17 protein-coding genes are annotated in these 20,631 nt (G+C 70.5%); 8 read left to right on the top strand and 9 right to left on the bottom strand.

All coding sequences use genetic code 11. From position 1 onward, the window contains the following. Positions 1-15: 15 nt before the first annotated feature. A complete protein-coding gene (locus VHK87_RS17020) occupies positions 16-561 on the top strand; it encodes a DUF2939 domain-containing protein (RefSeq protein ID WP_329636080.1) in 546 nt (181 codons plus the stop codon). On the opposite strand, the gene VHK87_RS17015 is transcribed toward VHK87_RS17020, so the two are convergent. Beyond that, positions 539-1,138, bottom strand: a complete 600-nt coding sequence (locus VHK87_RS17015) for an O-methyltransferase (RefSeq protein WP_329636079.1) — start codon at positions 1,136-1,138, stop codon at positions 539-541. The genes VHK87_RS17020 and VHK87_RS17015 overlap by 23 nt on opposite strands. Positions 1,139-1,201: 63 nt before the next feature. Here VHK87_RS17015 and VHK87_RS17010 point away from each other — a divergent pair, with 63 nt between their 5' ends. Genes VHK87_RS17010 through VHK87_RS17000 form a run of 3 tightly spaced genes read left to right on the top strand, consistent with a single transcriptional unit; the run spans position 1,202 to position 3,708 of the window. Continuing rightward, entirely contained in the window at positions 1,202-2,116 is a 915-nt protein-coding gene (locus tag VHK87_RS17010) for an AEC family transporter (RefSeq protein ID WP_329636078.1), read from the top strand. Between the two features lie 42 nt (positions 2,117-2,158). Continuing rightward, the gene (locus VHK87_RS17005; protein ID WP_329636077.1) at positions 2,159-2,977 is read left to right on the top strand and encodes an arylamine N-acetyltransferase family protein; all 819 of its coding nucleotides are present in this window, start codon (positions 2,159-2,161) and stop codon (positions 2,975-2,977) included. Between the two features lie 2 nt (positions 2,978-2,979). Beyond that, complete coding sequence (locus tag VHK87_RS17000) at positions 2,980-3,708, top strand: carbon-nitrogen hydrolase family protein (protein ID WP_329636076.1); 729 nt, start codon at positions 2,980-2,982, stop codon at positions 3,706-3,708. A gap of 139 nt (positions 3,709-3,847) precedes the next feature. Here the strand turns inward: VHK87_RS17000 and alaS are convergent, their stop codons facing one another. Next, a complete protein-coding gene (gene alaS / locus VHK87_RS16995) occupies positions 3,848-6,496 on the bottom strand; it encodes an alanine--tRNA ligase (protein ID WP_329636075.1) in 2,649 nt (882 codons plus the stop codon). 280 nt (positions 6,497-6,776) lie between these two features. Here alaS and VHK87_RS16990 point away from each other — a divergent pair, with 280 nt between their 5' ends. Further along, complete coding sequence (locus VHK87_RS16990; RefSeq protein ID WP_329636074.1) at positions 6,777-7,403, top strand: glutathione S-transferase family protein; 627 nt, start codon at positions 6,777-6,779, stop codon at positions 7,401-7,403. A gap of 301 nt (positions 7,404-7,704) precedes the next feature. Here the strand turns inward: VHK87_RS16990 and recA are convergent, their stop codons facing one another. Further along, positions 7,705-8,772 (bottom strand): recombinase RecA, encoded by a 1,068-nt coding sequence (recA, locus tag VHK87_RS16985; RefSeq protein WP_329636073.1) that lies wholly within the window; start codon positions 8,770-8,772, stop codon positions 7,705-7,707. A 204-nt stretch (positions 8,773-8,976) separates the two neighbouring features. Between recA and VHK87_RS16980 the strand changes: the two genes are divergently transcribed. Both VHK87_RS16980 and VHK87_RS16975 read left to right on the top strand, forming a co-directional pair. Further along, the gene (locus VHK87_RS16980; RefSeq protein WP_329636072.1) at positions 8,977-9,378 is read left to right on the top strand and encodes a GFA family protein; all 402 of its coding nucleotides are present in this window, start codon (positions 8,977-8,979) and stop codon (positions 9,376-9,378) included. 116 nt (positions 9,379-9,494) lie between these two features. Further along, positions 9,495-9,974, top strand: a complete 480-nt coding sequence (locus tag VHK87_RS16975) for a hypothetical protein (RefSeq protein ID WP_329636071.1) — start codon at positions 9,495-9,497, stop codon at positions 9,972-9,974. 42 nt (positions 9,975-10,016) lie between these two features. Here VHK87_RS16975 and VHK87_RS16970 read toward each other — a convergent pair whose 3' ends face one another. Continuing rightward, the gene (locus VHK87_RS16970; RefSeq protein WP_329636070.1) at positions 10,017-10,493 is read right to left on the bottom strand and encodes an NUDIX hydrolase; all 477 of its coding nucleotides are present in this window, start codon (positions 10,491-10,493) and stop codon (positions 10,017-10,019) included. A 154-nt stretch (positions 10,494-10,647) separates the two neighbouring features. On the opposite strand from VHK87_RS16970, the gene VHK87_RS16965 reads away from it, so the two are divergent. Further along, positions 10,648-12,246, top strand: a complete 1,599-nt coding sequence (locus VHK87_RS16965; RefSeq protein ID WP_329636069.1) for an EAL domain-containing protein — start codon at positions 10,648-10,650, stop codon at positions 12,244-12,246. 3 nt (positions 12,247-12,249) lie between these two features. Here VHK87_RS16965 and VHK87_RS16960 read toward each other — a convergent pair whose 3' ends face one another. From VHK87_RS16960 to flhB, 5 genes are all read right to left on the bottom strand, one after another. Continuing rightward, positions 12,250-14,088 carry a DUF885 domain-containing protein gene (locus VHK87_RS16960; protein WP_329636068.1) on the bottom strand — a complete coding sequence of 613 codons (1,839 nt, stop codon included), beginning with the start codon at positions 14,086-14,088 and terminating at the stop codon, positions 12,250-12,252. A gap of 83 nt (positions 14,089-14,171) precedes the next feature. After that, entirely contained in the window at positions 14,172-15,713 is a 1,542-nt protein-coding gene (locus VHK87_RS16955) for an MFS transporter (RefSeq protein ID WP_329636067.1), read from the bottom strand. A 41-nt stretch (positions 15,714-15,754) separates the two neighbouring features. Then, positions 15,755-17,257, bottom strand: a complete 1,503-nt coding sequence (locus VHK87_RS16950) for an MFS transporter (protein WP_329636066.1) — start codon at positions 17,255-17,257, stop codon at positions 15,755-15,757. A 202-nt stretch (positions 17,258-17,459) separates the two neighbouring features. Then, complete coding sequence (gene cckA, locus VHK87_RS16945) at positions 17,460-19,529, bottom strand: cell cycle histidine kinase CckA (protein WP_414694163.1); 2,070 nt, start codon at positions 19,527-19,529, stop codon at positions 17,460-17,462. 68 nt (positions 19,530-19,597) lie between these two features. Further along, on the bottom strand, positions 19,598-20,631 hold a 1,034-nt coding region (gene flhB, locus VHK87_RS16940), incomplete at its 5' end, for a flagellar biosynthesis protein FlhB (RefSeq protein ID WP_329636064.1).

Here is a 20,631-nt window from a genome sequence, read left to right as displayed (position 1 = left end):
GCGCGTTCCACAGTCATGCCGCGCGTCTCCACCCTGCTCGCCCTCGCCGCGGCGCTGTTCGCGCTGGCGTTCCTGGCGGCGCCCTGGTTCGCCTTTCGGGCGCTGCGGGAGGCCGCCTCGGCACGGGACGCTCAGGCCCTGGCCGAGCTCGTGGACTATCCGGCCGTGCGCGCCAGCCTGAAGCCGCAGCTCACCGAAGCCGCCGCGCCCGGCCCGCCGCCGGATCCCTGGCGCGACCCTATCGGCGCGCTGAAGCGGGCCATGGATCCGATCCGGCCTGCACCGCCCGCCGTGGACCGTCACCTGACGCCCCAGGGCCTGCACGCGCTGACATTGGCCGCGCCGGGCGCTGCCCCCCCGCCCGAAGCCCGGCCGCCTTTCCCCGCGCTGGACTACTGGGGCTTCCGCAGGGTGCGGTTCGCCGTCCATCCGAAGGGCGCGCCCTCGCGGGAGGTGACCTTCACCTTCCAGCGGCGGGGGGTGTTCACCTGGAAGCTGACCCACGTGGACCTGCCGGGGGAGTCCACAGCCGCGGTCGCTAGAGGTCGTCCAGCCGGCTGAGCTCGATGCCGGAGCCGAGCGGTACGAGCACCGAGGAGACCCCCGGCTTCGCCCGCACCGCCCGGCGATAGGCGAGCGCGTCCTGGCGGGCCGACACCGGCTGCAGCATGTTGTCGGCAGCGACGATCGCACCCTTGGCGAGCTTGGGGAAGAAGCGGTCCAGGCAGCCGGCGTAGATGTCCTTCCAGCAATCAAGGAGGACGAAGTCGAAGTGTTCCTCGAGGGCGGGGATCAACTCCAGGGCATCGCCGCTGCGGTGCTCGACCACCTGCGCCAAGCCCGCCCGCTCCAGCCGCTCGCGGGCGTAGGCCTGCTTGTAATCGGCCAGGTCCAGGGAGATCACCCGCCCGCCGACCGCGGCGGCGGCCTCGGCCAGCCAGACGCCCGAGTAGCCGTAGGAGGTGCCGATCTCAAGTATCCGCGCGGCCTTGGCGCCCTTGATCAGACCGTTCAGGAACCGGCCCACCTCCGGCCCGACCGGCAGCAGCCGCTCGTCGCGCGACAGCTCCGGATCCTGCGCCTCGCGGGCAGCCCGATCGTGGTACTCGGCCAGCACGGCCTCGACACGTTGGTCCATCGTCTCTTCTCCGCCCCGCCGTCACGCTAGCACGGCCAAGCTCCCGCGCTTAAGGGTTCGCACATGGAGCTCGCCGCCCGCATCGCCCCCTTCTTCGCGCTGATCGCGGTCGGCGCGGTGCTGGCGCGGCTGCGGATCCTTGACGACCGGCTCGGCCGCTGGCTTTCCGCCTACACCTATTGGATCGGCTTCCCGGCCCTGCTGGTCAGTTGGCTGGGTACAGCGCCGCCGCCGGACGCCGGCCTGGCGCGGGCGCTGGCGATCTACGCCGCGGTCATGAGCGCAGTCCTGGGGCTGGCGGTGATCGCGGGCCGGATCCGCCGCTGGCCGGCGGAGGCCCGTGCGGGCGTGCCGCTGGTGGCGGCGGTCGGCAACACCGCCTTTCTCGGCGCGCCGCTGGCCGTCTCTGTGCTGGGCGCCGGAGCCCGTGCGCCGGCCGCAGCCATCGTGGCCGTGGACTTCGTCCTGCTGCTAGGTGTCGGCGTGGCGGTGCTGCAGGGCGGGCGGAACGAGCCGGCCTGGCGCGGCCTGCGCCGCGTGCTGCTCAATCCGACCGTCGTCGGGGCCGGGATCGGGCTGGCGCTATCGGCCCTCCGCCTGCGGCTGCCGGAGCCGGCGGCGGGCGGGCTGGCTCTGATCGCCCTCACCACCAGCCCGGTCGCCCTGGTGGCGCTCGGCGGACTAATCGGCCGCGAGCGGGCCCTGCCCGCCCGGGCTGACTTCGAGCCGCTGGGCGCGGCCCTCCTCCTCAAGCTCGCCGTCGCGCCGGTGCTGGTGTGGCTGGCCCTGGAAGCGGTGGGGACCGCGCGCGAGCTGGTCGCGGCGGCGGTGCTGCTCGCCGCCTGCCCGACGGCGGTGAACGTCTTCATCCAGACCCGCACGGCCGAGGTCTTCGCCCGGCCCGCCGCACAGGCGGTGGCGATCGGCACGGTGATCTCGGCCCTCACGCTGACCCTGGCGGCGCACCTGCTCGCTTGAGGCGGCTTGACCTGACCGGGCGGCGCTGGCGAGGCTCCGGCCATGAGCGCGATCGACCTTGACGCCTACCTCGCCCGCATCGGCTACGCGGGCGAGCTTGCCGCCGACCTTACCACCCTGCGGGCGCTGCACCGGGCGCACCTGCTGGCGGTCCCCTACGAGAACCTGGACGTCCAGCTCGGCCGGCCGTTGACCACCGACCCGGCCGCGGCCTTCGAGAAGATCGTCCGGCGGCGGCGGGGCGGCTGGTGCTACGAGATGAACGGCGCCTTCGGGCTGGCGCTGGAGGCGGTCGGGTTTCCGGTGACCCGGTTGGCGGGCGCGGTGCTGCGCGAGGCGCTGGGCGCGGCCAACCATGCCAGCCACCTGGTGCTGAAGATCGACCTCGACGAGACCTGGCTGGCCGACGTGGGCTATGGCGACGGGCCTATCGAACCCTTTCAGCCGGGCGACGGCCCCTACGATCAGCGCGGCTTTGAGTTCGGCCGCGAGCGCACCGAGGACGGCTGGTGGCGCATGCGCAACCACCGCCACGCCCCGCGCAGCTTCGATGTGCGGCTCGAGCCCGCCGATGAGGCCGAACTGGCGGGCCGCTGTGTCCACCTGCAGACCGCGCCCACATCCGTGTTCGTGCAGAACGCCATCGTCCAGAGGCACACGCCCGACGGCCTGATCCTGCTGCGCAACCGCACCCTGCGCCATATCTGGCCGGACCGGACTGAGGAGCGGCTGGTGGAGGGGCCGGTGGAGTACGTCGCCGTCCTGCGCGATGTCTTCGGCCTGGACCTGCCCGAAGCCGAGGGCCTGTGGCCGCGCATCTGCGCCCAGCACGAGGCGGCCCTCGCCCCAGCTCCGGCCTGACGGTGGCCCGGATCGCCGCCGCCCAGACGCCGGAGTTTCGCGAGGATGTCGACGGCGCCCTCGCCCACGCGTCGGCCACAATCGACGAGGCGCACGCCCGCGGCGCTGCGTTGCTATGCTTCCCCGAGGGCTATCTGCAGGGCTACCTCACCGAGGAGGCGGCCGCCCGCCGCTGCGCCCTCGACCTCGCCTCGCCCGAGTTCGAGGCGGTGCTGGCCCGACTTCCCCGCTCTGGCCTTACCGTCGTCATGGGCCTGATCGAGCTGGACGCGGATCATCTGTTCAACACCGCAGTTGTGGTGTGCGACGGCGCCCTCCTCGGCCGCTATCGCAAAACCCACCTCCTCCGCGGCGAACGCGCCTTCACGCCGGGTGACGAGGCCCCGATCTTCCAAACCGGCGGCCTGAGGTTCGGGATCAACATCTGCTACGACACCAACTTCCCCGAAGCCGCCCGCAAGGTGGCCGACGGCGGCGCGCAGCTGATCGTCTGCCCGGCCAACAACATGATGCCGCGGCCTACCGCCGAGACATGGAAGCACGAGCACAATCGCGCCCGCGGCGCGCGCTGCATCGAGACCGGCCTGTGGCTCCTCTCCGCCGATGTCACCGGCGAACGCGACGGCCGCATCGCCTGGGGCCCAACGGCGGTGCTCGGTCCCACCGGGGCCGTCGCGGCCGAGCTGCCGCTGGGTGCGCCGGGATTGCTGGTGTTCGACCTGCCGGATTGAGCGGTGCGCCGGGGAGGTCGCCGCGAGCCCCCTCCCCGCCGTCATGGCCGGGCTTGTCCCGACCCATCCTGATGAGTCTGCCCCGCTGCAACGGGCTGGGTCGCCGGGACGAGCCCGGCGATGACGATCAGGTGCGCCGTCAGCCCGCCAGCGCCGCCTTGACCGCGGCGAGGCCGTCGGCGGCCTTAGAGCCGTCGGGGGCGCCGCCCTGGGCGAAGTCGGGGCGGCCGCCCCCGCCCTGGCCGCCCATCGCCTGGACGGCGGCCTTGGCGAGGTCGACGGCGCTGAGGCGGTCCTTGGCCGAGCCGGTCAGGGCCACGGTGACCGCCGCCTTGCCGCCCTCGACGCCCACCAGGGCGATGACCCCGTCGGCGATCTGCTTCTTGAATTCCTCCGCGATGGGCCGCAGGTCCTTGCCGCCGACCCCGTCCATGACACGCGCCAGCAGCTTGGTCCCGCCGACCTCCTCGATCTCGCCGCCGCCGCCGCCCGAGCCGCCGCCCATGGCCAGCTGGCGCTTGACGTCGCCGAGCTCCTTCTCCAGGCGCCGGCGCTGCGCCTCGAGCGCCTCGACGCGCGCCGCGACTTCCGAGACCGGCACCTTGAACTGCTCGGCCAGGTTCCGCGCCACCGCCGCCTGCTCCAGCAGGAAGCGCCGCGCGGATTCGCCGGTCAGCGCCTCGATGCGCCGCACGCCCGCCGCCACACCGCCTTCGGAGACGATCTTGAACAGGGCGATGTCGCCGGTGCGCGAGACGTGGGTGCCGCCGCACAACTCAACAGAGTAGGCGCCCTCGCCGGCCAGGGCGTGGCCGAGGGTCAGCACGCGGACGCTGTCGCCGTACTTCTCGCCGAACAGCGCCATGGCGCCGGCCTCGATGGCCGCCTCAGGCGCCATCACCTTGGTCTCGGCCGGCAGGTTCTGGCGGATCACCGCGTTCACCTCGGCCTCGAGGCGGTCGATCTCCTCGGCGGTCAGCGGCTGGCCGTGGCTGAAGTCGAAGCGGATGCGGTCGCCATCGACCATCTGGCCCTTCTGGCTGACGTGGTGGCCGAGCACGTTACGCAGGGCCGCGTGCAGCAGGTGGGTGGCCGAGTGGTTGGAGCGCGTGGAGGCGCGCCGCTCGGCGTCCACCGCCAGCCGCACCCGCGCGCCGGGCTTCAGCGTCCCCTCGATGACCTTCAGCACGTGTACGTGCAGGTCGCCGGCCTGCTTCTGGACATCGAGCACGCGGCCGTGGCCGCCGGGCCACTCGGCCTCGCCCTGGTCGCCCGCCTGGCCGCCGCTCTCGGCGTAGAACGGGGTGCGGTCGAAAATCGCCTGCACGGTCTGGCCGGCCTTCGCCTCGTCGATCTCCTGGCCCGCATCGACAAGGGCCAGAAGCTCGCCCATGTCCTCGACCTGGTCGTAGCCGCTGAACACGGTCGGCCCGAGCCGGTCGCGGATGGCGAACCACTCGGCCGATTGGGCGACGGCGCCGGAGCCGGTCCAGGCCTCGCGGGCCCGTTCGCGCTGCTCGCGCATGGCGGCCTCAAAGCCGTCGAGGTCGACGGTCAGGCCCTTGGCGCGGACCGCGTCCTGGGTCAGGTCGAGCGGGAAGCCGTAGGTGTCGTAGAGCTTGAACGCCGTCTCGCCGGAGAGCATGCCACCGGCTTCGAGCTTGGCTGTCGCCTCGTCGAGCAGGGCCATGCCGCGGCCGAGAGTGCGGCGGAACCGCTCCTCTTCCTGGCGCAGGGTCTCCTCGATGACCGGCTGGGCGCGCTTCAGCTCGGGGTAGGCGCCGCCCATCTGCTCGACGAGTGCGGGGACCAGGCGGTGCATCAAGGGCTCTTCGGCGCCCAGCAGGTGAGCGTGGCGCATAGCCCGGCGCATGATCCGGCGCAGCACGTAGCCGCGGCCCTCGTTGGACGGGCTGACGCCGTCGGCGATCAGGAAGCTGGTCGAACGCAGGTGGTCGGCGATCACCCGGTGCGAGGGCCCGTTCGCGCCGCCGCCGACGCCGCCGACAGCCTCGCGGCTCGCCTGGATCAGCGCGCGGAAGACGTCGACATCGTAGTTGTCGTGCACGCCCTGCATGACCGCCGCGATCCGCTCCAGCCCCATGCCGGTGTCGATCGACGGGCGCGGCAGGTCCACGCGCGAGCCGTCCAGGAACTGCTCATACTGCATGAAGACCAGGTTCCAGATCTCCACGAACCGGTCGCCGTCCTCGTCCGGGCTGCCGGGCGGGCCGCCGGCGATGTGCGCCCCGTGGTCGTAGAAGATCTCAGAACAGGGGCCGCAGGGGCCGGTGTCGCCCATGGACCAGAAGTTGTCGGCGGTGGCGATGCGGATGATCTTCTCGTCCGGCAGGCCGGCGATCTTCTTCCACAGGCCGTGGGCCTCGTCGTCGGTGTGGTAGACGGTGACCACCAGCCGCGCGGGGTCGAGCTTGAACTCCTTCGTCAGCAGCTCCCAGGCGTGGACGATCGCCCCTTCCTTGAAATAGTCGCCGAAGGAGAAATTCCCCAGCATCTCGAAGAAGGTGTGGTGGCGCGCCGTGTAGCCGACGTTGTCCAGGTCGTTGTGCTTGCCGCCGGCGCGCACCGACTTCTGCGACGAGGCCGCGCGCGGGGCCGGCGGGGTCTCGGCGCCGGTGAAGTAGTTCTTGAACGGCACCATGCCGGCGTTGACGAACAGCAGGGTGGGATCGTCCTTCGGCACCAGCGGCGCGGACGGGATGATCAGGTGGTCCTTCGACTTGAAGTAGTCGAGGAAGGTGCTGCGGATGTCGTTCAGACTGGCCATGGACGTCTTCTAAACCTTGGGCCGGAGAGGCGCACACCTCGGGCGTGCGGGCGCATCCGGAACGCGGCTGCTCTACGAAATTTGCTGCGGCGCGACAAAGGAAAAGGGGTGGCGGGCGGCGGAGCGCAAGGGGGCGGCTCGACGCCGCTTCCTCCACGCTCGTCCCGGCGTAGGCGAGGATCCAGATCAGAGGCTCCGCGGCGGATGGACGAGCGCCGCCTTTGCCTTGCAGGCGGTCCGGGACGACGTGACTAATTTGTGCGACATGACAGTAACCCCCATGCTCCGCATCCTCGGCCGGCCAACCTCGATCAACGTGCGCAAGGTGCTGTGGACGGCGGCCGAGATCGGCCTCGAGTTCGTCCACGAACCGCAGTGGGCGACGCCGGCGGCGCCGGCCGCGTCGCCGGCGTTCCGGCGGCTCAACCCCAACGGTCTCGTGCCGGTCATCGAGGACGAGGCGGGGGTACTGTGGGAGTCCAACACCATCTGCCGCTACCTGGCGCGCCGGCACGGGCGAGGCGACCTGCTGCCAGACGAGCCGGCGGCCCAGGCGCGGGTGGAGATGTGGATGGACTGGCAGGCGACGGAGCTGAACGGCGCCTGGCGCTACGTCTTCATGGCCCTGGGCCGGCGCGATCCGGCCTACGCCGATACGGACGAGATCGTCGCGGGGGCGCGGCGCTGGAACGAGGTCATGTCGCTGCTGGACGCCCAGCTCGCCGAGACCGGCGCGTTCGTCGCGGGGGCAAGCTTCACCTTGGCTGATATCGTGGTCGGCCTCTCCGTGCACCGCTGGCGGGCGACGCCGATGGAGCGGCCGCAGCTCTCGGCCGTGGAGGCCTACGTCGCCCGGCTGGCGGCGGAGACGCGGTTCTCGGATTTCGCGCGGCCCGAAACGCCGTAGTCCGGAAGGACCTCTCGCCCGCCTCGCCGGCAGAGGGTTGGGTGAGTCAGGCCCAGGCGCGGAGGTGGATTCCAACGCTCCCGCGGCGCAGGCGCCCCCCTCACCCAACCCTCTCCCCCGCCGCGCGGGGCGGCGGGGAGACGTCCAAGTAAAAGAAAGGGCGTCCGCCCTTGCAGGAGGCGAACGCCCTTTCCCGCCGCCGGCTGCGCGGGGTCTTTGAGAACTGCCGGACGGGGTTGGCGGTAGCGCCCGGCAGGTCTTCGGGGTTGCAGCGGCGGCGGGATCTCCGCGGGGAGGAGATCTATTCTTCGTCGCCCTCAGGGCCGCCGACGAGGAGCTCTTCCTCGATCTTGGTGGCGTTGCCGCGCACCGCCTTCTCGATATCGGCGGCGATGTCGGGGTTGTTCTTCAGGAACTCGCGGACGTTGTCGCGGCCCTGACCGATCCGCTGGCTGTTGTAGGAGAACCAGGAGCCGGACTTGTCGATCACTCCGGCCTTGACGCCCAGGTCGATGATCTCGCCCAGCTTGGAGATCCCCTCGCCGTACATGATGTCGAACTCGACCTCGCGGAACGGCGGGGCGACCTTGTTCTTGACCACCTTCACCCGGACGTTGTTGCCGATGATCTCGTCGCGCACCTTGACCGAGCCGGTGCGGCGGATGTCCAGGCGCACCGAGGCGTAGAACTTCAGGGCGTTGCCGCCCGTGGTCGTCTCGGGGCTGCCGTACATCACCCCGATCTTCATGCGGATCTGGTTGATGAAGATCACCAGCGTCCCCGATTTGGAGATCGAGGCGGTGAGCTTGCGCAGCGCCTGGCTCATCAGCCGCGCCTGCAGGCCGGGCAGGGAATCGCCCATTTCGCCCTCGATCTCGGCCTTGGGCGTCAGCGCCGCCACCGAGTCGATGACGATGATGTCCACCGCGCCCGAGCGCACCAGGGTGTCGGTGATCTCCAGCGCCTGTTCGCCGGTGTCGGGCTGGGAGACCAAGAGGTCGTCCAGATTGACCCCGAGTTTGTGGGCGTAGGAGGGATCGAGCGCGTGCTCGGCGTCGACGAAGGCGGCGGTGCCGCCGGCCTTCTGCACCTCGGCGACCACGTGCAGGGCCAGCGTCGTCTTGCCAGAGCTCTCGGGGCCGTAGACCTCGACGATCCGCCCCTTGGGCAGGCCGCCGATGCCCAGCGCCAGATCGAGGCCGAGCGAGCCGGTGGAGACCGATTCGATCTCCACGATCTTGCCCTTGTCGCCCAGCTTCATCACCGAGCCCTTGCCGAACGCCCGGTCGATCTGCGCCAGCGCCGCCTCGAGGGCGCGCTGCTTGTCTCCGTCTTCTCTGCCCACGAGCTTCAACGCCGACTGACTCATTTGAAGGAGCCTCCCTTATCCCACGATTCCGCCAACCCGACCGGGGCTAAGGTGGCTTTTCCCGCCGCCCGTCGATGGACTCATTGGTACGCGGTTTGTTCTCGGTTCGCAAGATGTTCTATTTTGCAGATGCGTCCGCTTCTGACGTGCTTGCCTCTCGCTGGCGCGCGTGCACTTTGCCTCCGCCGAATGGGGACGGGTCACATGCATACGGGAAGCTGTCTTTGCGGAGCGGTCCGCTTCGAAGTCGAGGGGCCGCTGGCGCCCATCCAGCTGTGCTGCTGCGGACAGTGCCGCAAGGCGCAGGGCTCCGCGTTCGGGGCGAACATCCCGGTGGCGCGCTCGAACTTCCGCCTGCTGAGCGGTGATTCCGAGCTCAAGGAGCACCGCGCCTCGCCAGGCAAGCGGCGGGTGTTCTGTGGCGCTTGCGGCAGCCCGGTGTTCAGCCAGCGGGACGAGACGCCGCAGGTGCTGCGGCTGCGGGCCGGGCTGCTGGACGAGCCGGTGGAGGCCAGTCCCGCCTTCTACTTCTACACCGCCTCCAAGGCGGCCTGGTGGCCGCCTCACGCGGAGCTGCCTCAATACCCGGGGGAGGCGCCCGCCTGAAGCGCGGCCAGAACCCTTGAGGCGCCGAGGCGTTGAAGGACCCTGACTCGCGGGGGCGGCTTCATGAAGGCCGGTTCCCGAAGAGCGGGCGCCGGCCGCAGAGGAGAGGTGATCCGATGCGCAAGACGCTCGCCATCGCCGCGGCCGCCGTACTGATCCCTTCGGCTGCGCTGGCGGAAGAGAAGGAAAAGCCTGGGGTGGTCGACAGCTTGGGCGCCGCCGTCGGCGGGGCGCTGGGCTACACCGCCGGCGCGGCCGGCGGCCCCCTCGGCAGCGCCGTGGGCGGCTTGGCCGGCCAGTCGATCGGCAAGGGCCTGGTTGGCGGGGTGAAGAAGCTGTTCGGCATGGACAAGAAGCCGAAGACCGCCGAAACGCCCGCCCCCACCAACGTGGCCGAACTCTCGCCGCCGGCCGACGGCGCGCCCGCGACGCTGGACGATCTGGAGGCCTCTGGCGGTGCGCCGGCCGCCGCCGAGGCCGGCCAACCGGCCGCGGCGGAGGTCGAGGCGGCGCCCGAAGCCCAGCCCGAGCTCATCCCGGCGCCCGCCCCCGCAACGCTCGACGGCGGCCCGCCGCAGGCGGTCCCAGCGACCTAGCTTGGATGACTGGTTGGGCGTAGCCGTCCCTGTCACCCGCCTCTAACGGATGACCAGCGGCTTGGACGGATAGCGGCCTGCGATGATGTCCGGGAGAAGCTCGCGCAGGGCGAGCGGGTAGACGTCGTCGGGGCAGGCCAACAGCTCTTCGAGGCTCCACCAGCGGATGTCGTCCACGAGGCTGACCTCGTGCGGCTCCCAGGCGTCTCGGCAGGGCTCGCCGCCTCGGCAGCGGGCGACGAGGTAGTGCTCCTGGAACATCACCAGCTCGCCACCCACCAGCCGCTGGGGCGTGGTGCGCCGCCAGACCACCGGCCCGAGCTCGACGTCGGTGAAGCCGGTCTCCTCCACCACCTCCCGCGCCGCCGCCTCGTGCACGCTCTCGCCGGGCTCGGCGCCTCCGCCGACCGTGAACCAGGCGCCCGGCGCGTCCGGCCCGGTCGGCAGGCGGCCCTTCATCAGCAGCAGCCGGCCTGCGGCGTCGAACAGCAGGATGCGGGCGGTGAGTCGATCGCGCATGGGCGGGGAGCATGTCCCGCCCTCGCCGCGCGCGGAAGGGGCGCGCAGCGCCGGCGCCCGAGCCGGTTGAGCGTTTCGGAAAATTCTCGCCCCAAACACGGCATTAAGCCTCACGCTGCATAGTCACGGTATCTGGGGAGGAAGGGAGCCGCGCTTGAACGCTGGCCTGTCACGGTTCGTCGGCTTCGCGTTCGCGAGCGCCGACCTGCTCATCGAGATCGCCCCCGATGGGCGGATCGCCTTCGCCGCCGGGGCCGCCGAGGCCCTCTCCGGCGCCCCGGACGTCCAGCTGGTGGGACGGCTGTGGTCGGAGTTCATCGACGACTACGACCGCTGCATGGCCGAGGCCCTGTTCAAGGGGCTGAGGGACGGACTGCGGGGCGGGCCGGTGGTGGTCCGGCTGGCGCAAGGCGCCGGCGGCGCCGAGCGCGCCGCCGCGCTCAGCGCCTTCCGACTGCCGCAGAACGAGGGGGCGATCTCCTGCGCGCTCACCCGAGCGACGCCGCCGCCGCGCACCGCCGACCGCGGCCTGCACAGCAAGGACAGCTTCGAGCAGGTCACCGCGACTCTGTTCGAAAGCGCCAAGACCACCGGACTCGAGCTGGAGCTCGCCCTCGTCGAGCTCTCCGGCCTGACCAGCGCCCGCGGGACGCAGGGCGAGATGGACCAGGAGCTGGCCGGCCTGCTACGGGCCCACTCACACGGCGGCTCGGCCGCCGCCGAGCTGGGCGAGGACCGCTTCGCCCTTGTGCGCCCGCGCGGCGAGAGCCCCGACGCCCTGGCGCGCCGCCTGCTGCGGCTGCTGGGCGTGGAGGAGGACGCCGTCACCCCCGCCGGCCAGGCCATGTCGCTGACCGGCGAGGCCTCGCCCAACCAGGTGATCCGCGCCATCCGCTACGCCGTCGACAGCTTCATCGCCGACGGGCTGGACGCGGCGGTCCCGGCCAGCCTCTCCCAGGCGGTGACAGATTCCGTCCGCCGCACCGCCATGGAGGTGGGCGCCCTGGGCCAGGCGCTGGCCGAAAAGCAGTTCCGCCTCGTCTACCAGCCGGTGATCAACCTGAAGGCCGGCGGGGCGGTGCACCATCACGAGGTGCTGGTCCGCTTCGGCCAGGACGAGAGCCCCTTCCCGATGATCCGAATGGCCGAGGAGCTCGACCTGATCGAGAGCCTGGACCTGGCGGTGGTCGAGCAGACGATCGCCCAGCTGGTCGCCTCGCCCGGCCTGAAGCTGGCGGTCAACATGTCCGGCCGCACGGCCCAGTCCGGCAGCTTCGTCGCCAAGGTCGCCGCGATGATCGCCGGCAGCCCCACGGCGCGCGACCGGCTGCTGTTTGAGCTGACCGAGAGCGCGGCGATCACCGACATGCCGCTCGCCCAGTCGAACCTGCAGCTGCTGCGCGAGGAAGGCTGCAAGATCTGCCTCGACGACTTCGGGGCCGGGGCGGCCTCGCTGGCCTACGTCCAGCAGCTGCCGCTGGACTTCGTGAAGATCGACGGGCGCTACATCAAGGAGCTGCAGCACGGCGGGCGGGAGACCACCTTCATCCGCCACCTGGTGCGGATGTGCGCCGAGCTGGGGGTCGGAACCGTCGCCGAAATGGTCGAGACCAAGGCCGCCGAGCAGGCCGTGCGCCAGGCCGGCGTGGACCTGGCCCAGGGATACCTCTACGGCGCCCCTTCCGACGAACCCATCCGCCTGCAGGCCCGCCCGCCGGCGATACGGCCCGGGCTGAAGCGGGCGGCGGGGTAGCGTCTAGACCGCCCCGCCCTCGCTCCAGTCGGCGACGCGGCGTTCAAGCACGGTCAGGGGCACTGAGCCGCTCGCCAGGGCCATGTCGTGGAAGGCGCGCAGGTCGAACCTTGCGCCCATCTTCGCCTTGGCCGCCTCGCGCAGGCGCAGCCAGGTGAGCTTGCCGACCATGTAGCTGCAGGCCTGGCCCGGCCATACGCAATAGCGCTCGATCTCGGTGGTGGCGGCGCTGGTCGGCGAGCCGTCGATGCTGGTCATCGTCTCGATGGCCTTCTCACGGCTCCAGCGCTTGGCGTGCAGTCCGGTGTCGACCACCAGCCGCGCCGAGCGGAACAGCGACGACTGCAGATAGCCGATCTCGCCCAGCGGATCGTCCTCGTAGACGCCCATCTCCCGGGCCAGCTCTTCGGCGTAAAGGGCCCAGCCCTCGCCGTAGGCCGACAGGAAGGTGGCGCGCCGGATCATCGGCAGCTCGGTCTCCTGCTGGATCGCCAGGTGCATGTGATGGCCCGGCACGGCCTCGTGGTAGGTGAGCGTCGGCAGGGTCCACTTGGGGTACTCGGCCGTGTCGCGCAGGTTGATCCAGTAGATCCCGGGCCGCGAACCATCGAGGGTGGGCTGGTTGTAGTAGCCGCCCGGCGCCCCGGCCTCGATGAAGGTCGGCACGCGGCGCACCTCGACGGGAGCCTTGGGCAGCCGGCCGAACACCTCCGGCAGGCGGGCCATCATCGCCTTCACCTGGGCGTTCAGGTCCTCGATCAGCTTCTCCTTGGCGGGGTCGGTGTTGGGGTAGTGGTGCTTGGGATCGTCGTAGAGGGCGCGGATCCGCTGTCCCACCGTGCCCTGGGTCATGCCCAGCTTGCGCAGCAGCACCTCGGCGCGGTCGGAAAGTCGGCGGGACTCGTCCAGGCCCATCTGGTGGATCTCGTCCGGCGTCATCCGGGTGGTCGTCGAGGCCTGCGAGGCGTGGGCGTAATAGGCCTCGCCGTCCGGCAGGCGCCACACGCCGGCGTCATGAACGGCGCGCGGCTTCAACCCCTCCATGAAGGCGATCTGACGGTCGAGGGCGGGGACGACCTTGCTCGAATAGATCTTCGCCGCCTGGGCCGCGTAGTCGCCGGCGATCCTCTTCTCCCGGGCGCGGTTCGCGACCGAGGTGACAAGTGGCGACGTCTGCGGGGCGACCTTCAGCGCACGCATCTGCTGCAGCGAGCGCTCGATGACGAAGTCCGGCGGGACGACGCCGAGGCCCACGTCGCGTCGGGCCCGCTCGGCCTCCTGGTCCATCACCGTGGCGTAGGCCTCCAGGCGGGCGAGGTAGGCGTCCGCGTCGGCCTTGGTCTCGATGGTGTGCTGGGTGCCCAGGAAGTCGGGGATCGATCGATAGGCGCCGGTCAGCTGGCTGAGGACGTAGGGTTGGCCCGCCCCGCCATTGCCGTAGGCGAACCGCTTGTTGGCCGCGTCGCTGCGCTCCAGACCATCGAGCACCGCGTCGTAGTTGACCGCCGCCATGCCGGTGAGCGGCGCGCGGGGGATGGCCTTGAGCCGCCGCAGCTGACTCTCGAGCTGCGCCTTGTCGCGCTCCAGCTCGGCGATGGACCGATCGTCCAGCTGGGCCTTGGCGGTGGCGCGGACGCCTTTGTCGACGCCGAGCTGGGTGGCGAGCTCGGGCGAGTCGTCCAGCGCCTCCTGGAAGAAGGTCTCGAGCAGCGCGTCGAGCTGGGCCTGAGGCGTCCCGGCCGGCGCAGGCTGGGCCAGCGCAGGCGCGGCGGCGGAGCCGGCCAGCGCGGCGGCGGTGACGAGGAGATGGCGGCGGTTCAGCACTTCGGCGGGCCCCAGCATGTTACCGATGTTACGGTCGCAGGCTTGGCGCAGCCGCCCGCGCACGGCAAGCGTGCGCGGGTTAAATCGCTGTAATCCGCCGCCTATTCGGCCGGCCGCGGCGGCGCTTGGGGCGGCGTTCCGCCCCCGCCCAGCGGCTCGGGCGCATCCTCGGCGCCCTGAACGGCCGCCGCCGCCACGGCGGCCGTGGGCCGGCGCGCGGCGAGCGCGGCCTTGGTGGCTTCATAGGATTGCCGGTTGATGCCGTACTTGGCGTAAAACAGCGCCGCGAGCAGGCCCGGCACGCCGCCAATCACCCCGTCCCAGAGAGCGAGGTTCCAGACGATCTCGTCTGGCACCAGCCCCGGCTTTGCCTTGGTTGGGAAGGCGATGATGGTCAGCACCAGCCCCCCAATGAAGGCGCCTACGGCCTGGTCCACCTTGGCGAACAGCGCCCGGGTCGAATAGAGCACCCCCTCCTGGCGCAGGCCGAACCTCAGTTCGTTCTGGTCGGCGATGTCGGCCAGCGCCGACATGACGCTGATCGAGAGCACGCTGACCGCGCCGTAGCCCAGGGCGGCGATGGCGATCAGGATAGCCAGCAGGCCTGGCGTTTCCGGGGTGAGGATTCCCATCCCGCCGAGCACCACCGGCAGGCCAGGAATGACGGCGTAGAGGATGCAGGCGACGATCATCGTCAACCGCTTGTCGAACCTGCCGTGCAGGCGGGCGGCGACCACGAAGGCGGTGAAGTAGCCCGCGAAGGAGCCGATCACGAACCAGCGGATCTGCTCCGACCCGAGCTCCCAGTAGAAGGTGTTGACGTACAGGTGCAGCGTTTGGCGCAGCCCGATCATCACCGACAGGAAGAAGTAGCCGACCAGCAGCCAGACGTAGTTTCGGTTCCGGAACGCCTTGCCGACGTCCTTGAAGAACTCGAACGGGGTCCAGCCGGGCTGTTCCGGCGGCGGCTTCGGCAGCAGGGGTATCCGGTCGCGGGTGAACCAGGCAGATCCGAAGAGCACCGCCAGCGCCACAGCGCCCATCACCAGCGAATAGGGGGCGTAGGGCTCAGGGTTCAGCAGGCCACGCGGATACTCGGGCGTGTCGACAAAGAAGTAGCTGAGCGCGATCCAGCTGGTCGCCGCCCCGCCTGCCCAGGCGAAGAAGCTGTTGTAGCTCATCACCTTCGACCGCTCGGTGTAGTCGCGGGAAAGCTCGCCGCCGAGGGCCAGGTGGGGCGTGTGGTAGAAGGTCATCGCCTGCCGAAGCAGGATCACCGTCAGCATGAACCAGGCGAACAGCGCTCCCTGAGACAGGCCGTCCGGCGGATTGAAGATGGCGATGAACGACAGGACGATCGGGATCGGCGCCCAGAACATGTAGAGGTGGCGCCGGCCCCACTTCGACCGGGTGCGGTCCGAGAGCGACCCCACCACCGGGTCCGACAGGCCGTCGAGGATCAGGCTCGCCGAGACCGCCAGGCCCGCCAGGTGCCCGGGCAGCCCGAGCACCTGGTTGTAGTAGAGCATCGCAAACTGGCTGACCGTGTAGAGGGCGATCGTCTCGGCGCCGCTGCCGAGGCCAAAGGCCAGCTTGGTCTTGAAGGGGAGCCGGTCCGCGCCGGCGACCTGGGTGCTGCTCACGGGACGGCTCCTCCTTCGTTTTCTGTTTTAAGGCCGGCGGGTCATGCCTGACCGGGCGAGGGCTTGAGCCCCCCGGGCGTATCAAGCGTGCTGCCGACGTCCTCGACAGCCAGCACGCCCGTGACGGTCGGCGCGATCGGCTCCTGCCGCCGGCGCTCGGCCAGCGCGGCCTTGGTGGCCTCGTAGGTGCTGCGCGTGATGTTGTACTTGGCGTAGAACACGACCGCGAGCACGCCTGGGATCATCGCGATCAGGCCGTCCCAGAGCACGAGGTTGTAGAGAACGTCATCGGGCACTGTGCCGGGCTCGGCCTTCGGCGGGAAGGCGATCAGGCCGAGAACCACGCCGGCCAGCGCCGTGCCGATGGCCGCGTCGATCTTCGCGAACAGCGAGCGGGTGGCGTAGAGCACCCCCTCCTGCCGAACGCCGAACTTCAGCTCGTTCTCGTCGGCGATGTCGGCCAGCGCCGACATCATGGAGATGGTCATCACGCTGACGGCGCCCCAGCTGAAGATGGTGGAGGCGATCAGGATCGGCAGGATGCCCGGCGTGGTCGGGGTCAGGATGCCCATCATGCCCAGCACCAGCGGCACGGCGGGGGCGACGGCGTAGACGATCGCCGAGACGATCATCGTCTTCTTCTTGTCGTACTTGCCGTGCAGCCGCGCCGAGACGACGAAGGCGGTCAGGAAGCCGAAGAAGCTGCCGATGACGAAATAGCTGAGGTCGTGGGTCGAGAGCTCCCAGTAGGAGGTGTTGGTGTAGATGTGCAGGCCGTTCCGCAGGCCCACCATCAGGGAGACGAAGAAGTAGCCGATGATCAGCCAGACGTAGTTGATGTTGCTCAGCGCCTTCTTGATGTCGCCGAAGAACTCGAGCGGATTCCAGCGCGGCATGTCGGCCGGCGCCTTGGGCATGTGCGGGATGCGGTCGCGCGTGAACCAGGCCGAGGCGTAGAGGATCACCATGGCGATGACGCCCATGGTGATGGAGTACGGCACGTAAGGCTCGGGATTGAGCAGGCCGTTCTGGTACTCATCGGTCTTGGGGAAATAGAGGCGCAGGGCGATCCAGTAGGTCGCCGCGCCGCCCGCCCAGGCGAAGAAGCTGTTGTAGCTCATCACCTTCGACCGCTCGGTGTAGTCGCTCGACAGCTCCCCGCCGAGCGCCAGGTGAGGCGTGTGGTAGAAGGTCATGGCGATCCGCAGCGCCGCGATGCTGACCAGGAACCAGGTGAACAGGCCCCACTCGCCCAGGCCCGCCGGCGGATTGAACACCGCGATGAACGACAGCGCGATCGGGATCGGCGCGAAGAACATGTAGAGGTGGCGGCGGCCCCACTTCGATTTCGTGCGATCGGAGAGCGACCCGGCGATCGGGTCGGCGAAGCCGTCGAGGACCAGGCTGGCCGATGCCGCCAGGGCCGCGAGTCCGGGATCGAGGCCGCGGACTTGGTAGTAATAGAAGATGGCGAACTGGGCGATCGCGTAGAGGCAGATCGATTCCGCCCCGCTACCGATCCCGAACGCAAGCTTGGTTTTCATAGGCAGCCGAGATGCGCCGCCGCTCGCAGTATGACTCAAAACAATACCTCCCGGGGCGCCTCTTGGTGCGCCGATCAATTCCCCTAGGAATGATGATCCGGAGGGCCTCGTCAACGGGCGAGGCGTTTCGCCCGCGACACGCGCTTCCCGCAGGGTCCTCTTCATGCCGCTCCCGCCTGGCGGCGGGAAAGGAAGGAGCCGTCTACGCCGCCTTCTGGAGTTCGAGCTTCACGCGCTCGGCCAGCGTCTTGATGTCGATCGGCTTGGGCAGGAAGGAGATGTTGTCCTCGCCTTCCAGCAGGTCGGAGAACTCGCTCTCGGCGTAGCCGGAGATGAACATCACTGGGGCGGAGCCGAGATAGACGCGAGCGTGCTTGAGGAGGTCCGGCCCCTGCATGCCCGGCATGACGACGTCGGAGATCATCAGGTCGATCTCGCCGGCGTGCTGTTCGGCCAGCTCCAGGGCCTCTTCGCCGGACGCCGCCTCGATGACCTCGTAGCCGCGGGCGCGGAGCAGCTTGGCGGCGACGCCGCGCACCGCGTCCTCGTCCTCGACGAACAGGATCTTGCCGGCGCCCGAGAGGTCCCGGGCGACCGGGCGGGCCTTGACGGGCGCGGGCGCCGGGTTCGCCGAGGGCAGCGGCACGTGCACCGGCAGGAAGATGCGGAAGGCCGCGCCCTGGCCCGGTTTGGTGTGGACGCTGATCCAGCCGTCCGACTGCTTGACGATGCCATAGACCGTGGCCAGGCCCAGGCCCGTCCCCTCGCCCACCGGCTTGGTGGTGAAGAACGGGTCGAAGATCTTGTCCATCACCTCGGGCGGGATGCCGGGGCCGTCGTCGGCCACCTCGATCAGCGCCTGGTCGCCCTTGGCGGCGGCGAAGCCCATGGCCTGCGCCTGGGCCTCGGTCAGGCGGGCGGTGCGGATGCTGACCGTGCCGCCGCCCTGGGCGCGCACGGCGTCGCGGGCGTTGACGGCAAGGTTCATCACCGCGGTCTCGAGCTGGCTGCGGTCGGCCTTCACCTGCGGCAGGTCGCGGCCGTACTCGGTCTTGAGGTTGACGTCCTCGTAGAGCACCCGCCGCAGCAGCACCTCGAACTCGGAGATCAGCTCGCCGAGGTCGAGCACCTCTCGCTGCACCGTCTGCTTGCGCGAGAAGGCCAGCAGCTTGCGCACCAGGTCGGCGGCTCGGGCCGAGGTCTGGCGGATCTCGTTCAGCCCCTCGTAGCTCGGGTCGCCCACCGGGTGGCGGGAGGCCAGCACGTCCAGCTGCATGAAGATGGCGGTGAGCAGGTTGTTGAAGTCGTGGGCGACGCCGCCGGCCAGCTGGCCGATGGCCTGCATCTTCTGGCTCTGGGCCAGCTGCAGCTCGATCTGCTTCTGGGCCGAGACGTCCACGAGGTAGGCCACCCAGCGGCCGTCGCTCTTGGCCAGGTACAGGTGGGCGATGCGGGCCGGGTCGCTGGCAAGCCGCACCTCGAGGGCGCCCTGGGTCCCGTCCTTCAGCTTCTGGGCCGCATCGGCCCGCGAGGCGGGCTCGATCAGCTCGCCGAACACCTGGCCGGGCGCGCCGCCGCCGGCCACGGCGGCCAGCGCCGGGTTGGCCTCGACAATGGCCGCGGCGAAGGGGTCCTCCCCCTCCAGCAGCGCGGCGCCGAACGGCGAGGCGGCGGCGAAGGCGTCCAGCACCTTTGGCGGCGGCGGGCTGGCGGAGGCGACAGCTTCGATCACCGCCATGGCCTTGGCCGGCAGGCGCAGCGGCTCGGGGCCGCCGGCCAGCAGCCGCACCAGGAACCGGCGCGCCCCGGCGGGGGTGATCTCCGCCAGCCGGTCCTCGCCGGCGATCTTCAGGCTGGCGCGGCCGGTCTCGCCGCGGCGGGCGGCGGCCAGGCCGGCGAACAGGCCCGTGCCGCTGGCGCCGTTCTTCGGCAGCCGCGGGGCCATGCCGACGGTGTTGCGCCAGGCGCCGTTGCAGGCGTGGATCCGCCCATCGGCGGCGACCAGCGCGGTGGGCTCGGGCAGCGACTCCAGCAGCGCCTCGGGGCTGAGCTCGGGGTCGTTCGCCGGCTCGGCCGGGTTGCGAAGAGCCAGCAGGCCCAGGCAGGCGACGCCCGCCAGACCGACCACCAGCATCAGGCTGGCGGCGGTGACCGGAGCGACCAGCACCGGCGCCGCCGCACACAGGGCCGCGACCCCGAAGAACAGGCCGATCAGCCAGTTCAGGGCGCTGCTCTTGCGCCTGGGGCGCGCTGCGCTTGCGGCGTTCGCCATTCCGGACCGTCGGCTCTCCTTGAAGGCCGGGGCTGCCAGCCCCTCCGAATCACGCATCGATCATACTCTCACAGTCCGCGGGCCCCACGCTTTCGTGCGGCGGCCATCACGAAGCCGATGACCTTAGCCACCGCCTCGTAGTGTTTCGGGGGAATCTGCTCGTCGATCTCGACAGCGGCGTAGAGGGCCCGGGCCAGCGGGGGATCCTCCACCACCGGCACCCCGGCGTCCTTGGCGACATCTCGGATCTTCAGGGCCAGCGTGTCCAGGCCCTTGGCGACGCAGGTGGGCGCGCCGGCCTCGCCGGCCTCGTACTTCAGCGCCACCGCGAAGTGGGTCGGGTTCATGATCACCACGGTGGCCTCGGGCACCGCCGCCATCATCCGCCGGCGCGAGCGCTGGATGCGCAGCTGCCGCTGGCGGGCTTTCACGTGCGGGTCGCCTTCGGACTGCTTGAACTCGTCCTTCAGCTCCTCCTTGGTCATCCGCATCTTCGCCATGAACCGCTGACGCTGCCAGAACCAGTCGATGCCGGTGATGACCGCCAGCAGCACGGCCACGGCGAACACCAGCCGCCGCATCAGGTCGGCCGCCAGCGGCAGGATGGCCGTGGGCGAGATGCGGGCCAGGGTCTGCAGCTCGTCGTAACGGGGGTTCACCGCCCACCACGCGACCGCGGCGACGAGCAGGATCTTCAGGATCGTTTTGACGAAGTTGAACAGGCCGTCCGGGCCGAAGATCCGCTTCATCCCCTGCAGGGGCGAGAGCTTCTTCCAGTCGAACTTCAGCTTGTCCGGAGTGAACAGGAAGCCGTGCTGAACCAGGTTGCCGGCCGCGGCGGCGACCGCCGCGGTCGCCAGCACCGCCAGCAGCGCCGGCGCGCCGAGCTGCATGGCCTGGGCGAGGAGTTGGACGCCGGCTTGGCCGTCCAGAGACATGGTCCCGGCCTCGGCGATGTAGCTGCGAAGCCCGACGGCCAAGTCTCGCGCCAGGGGCCCGCCCATCCCCGCCATGACGCTCGCCGCGGCCAGGAGCGCGGCCAGGGGCGCCAAGTCCTGCGACTTGACGACATCGCCCTTCTCCCGCGCCTTCTGGAGCTTCT

The organism is Phenylobacterium sp. (genome assembly GCF_036263695.1).
Taxonomy (GTDB): domain Bacteria; phylum Pseudomonadota; class Alphaproteobacteria; order Caulobacterales; family Caulobacteraceae; genus Phenylobacterium.
This window is presented reverse-complemented; position numbering and strand designations above follow the sequence as displayed.

Excerpts from the sequence above, each read along its gene's own strand:
- VHK87_RS17020 (WP_329636080.1), top strand. The coding sequence starts at position 16 with ATGCCGCGCGTCTCCACCCTGCTCGCCCTCGCCGCGGCGCTGTTCGCG.
- VHK87_RS17015 (WP_329636079.1), bottom strand. The coding sequence starts at position 1,138 with ATGGACCAACGTGTCGAGGCCGTGCTGGCCGAGTACCACGATCGGGCT.
- VHK87_RS17010 (WP_329636078.1), top strand. The coding sequence starts at position 1,202 with ATGGAGCTCGCCGCCCGCATCGCCCCCTTCTTCGCGCTGATCGCGGTC.
- VHK87_RS17005 (WP_329636077.1), top strand. The coding sequence starts at position 2,159 with ATGAGCGCGATCGACCTTGACGCCTACCTCGCCCGCATCGGCTACGCG.
- alaS (WP_329636075.1), bottom strand. The coding sequence starts at position 6,496 with ATGGCCAGTCTGAACGACATCCGCAGCACCTTCCTCGACTACTTCAAG.
- VHK87_RS16990 (WP_329636074.1), top strand. The coding sequence starts at position 6,777 with ATGCTCCGCATCCTCGGCCGGCCAACCTCGATCAACGTGCGCAAGGTG.
- recA (WP_329636073.1), bottom strand. The coding sequence starts at position 8,772 with ATGAGTCAGTCGGCGTTGAAGCTCGTGGGCAGAGAAGACGGAGACAAG.
- VHK87_RS16980 (WP_329636072.1), top strand. The coding sequence starts at position 8,977 with ATGCATACGGGAAGCTGTCTTTGCGGAGCGGTCCGCTTCGAAGTCGAG.
- VHK87_RS16975 (WP_329636071.1), top strand. The coding sequence starts at position 9,495 with ATGCGCAAGACGCTCGCCATCGCCGCGGCCGCCGTACTGATCCCTTCG.
- VHK87_RS16970 (WP_329636070.1), bottom strand. The coding sequence starts at position 10,493 with ATGCGCGATCGACTCACCGCCCGCATCCTGCTGTTCGACGCCGCAGGC.
- VHK87_RS16960 (WP_329636068.1), bottom strand. The coding sequence starts at position 14,088 with ATGCTGGGGCCCGCCGAAGTGCTGAACCGCCGCCATCTCCTCGTCACC.
- VHK87_RS16950 (WP_329636066.1), bottom strand. The coding sequence starts at position 17,257 with ATGAAAACCAAGCTTGCGTTCGGGATCGGTAGCGGGGCGGAATCGATC.
- cckA (WP_414694163.1), bottom strand. The coding sequence starts at position 19,529 with ATGGCGAACGCCGCAAGCGCAGCGCGCCCCAGGCGCAAGAGCAGCGCC.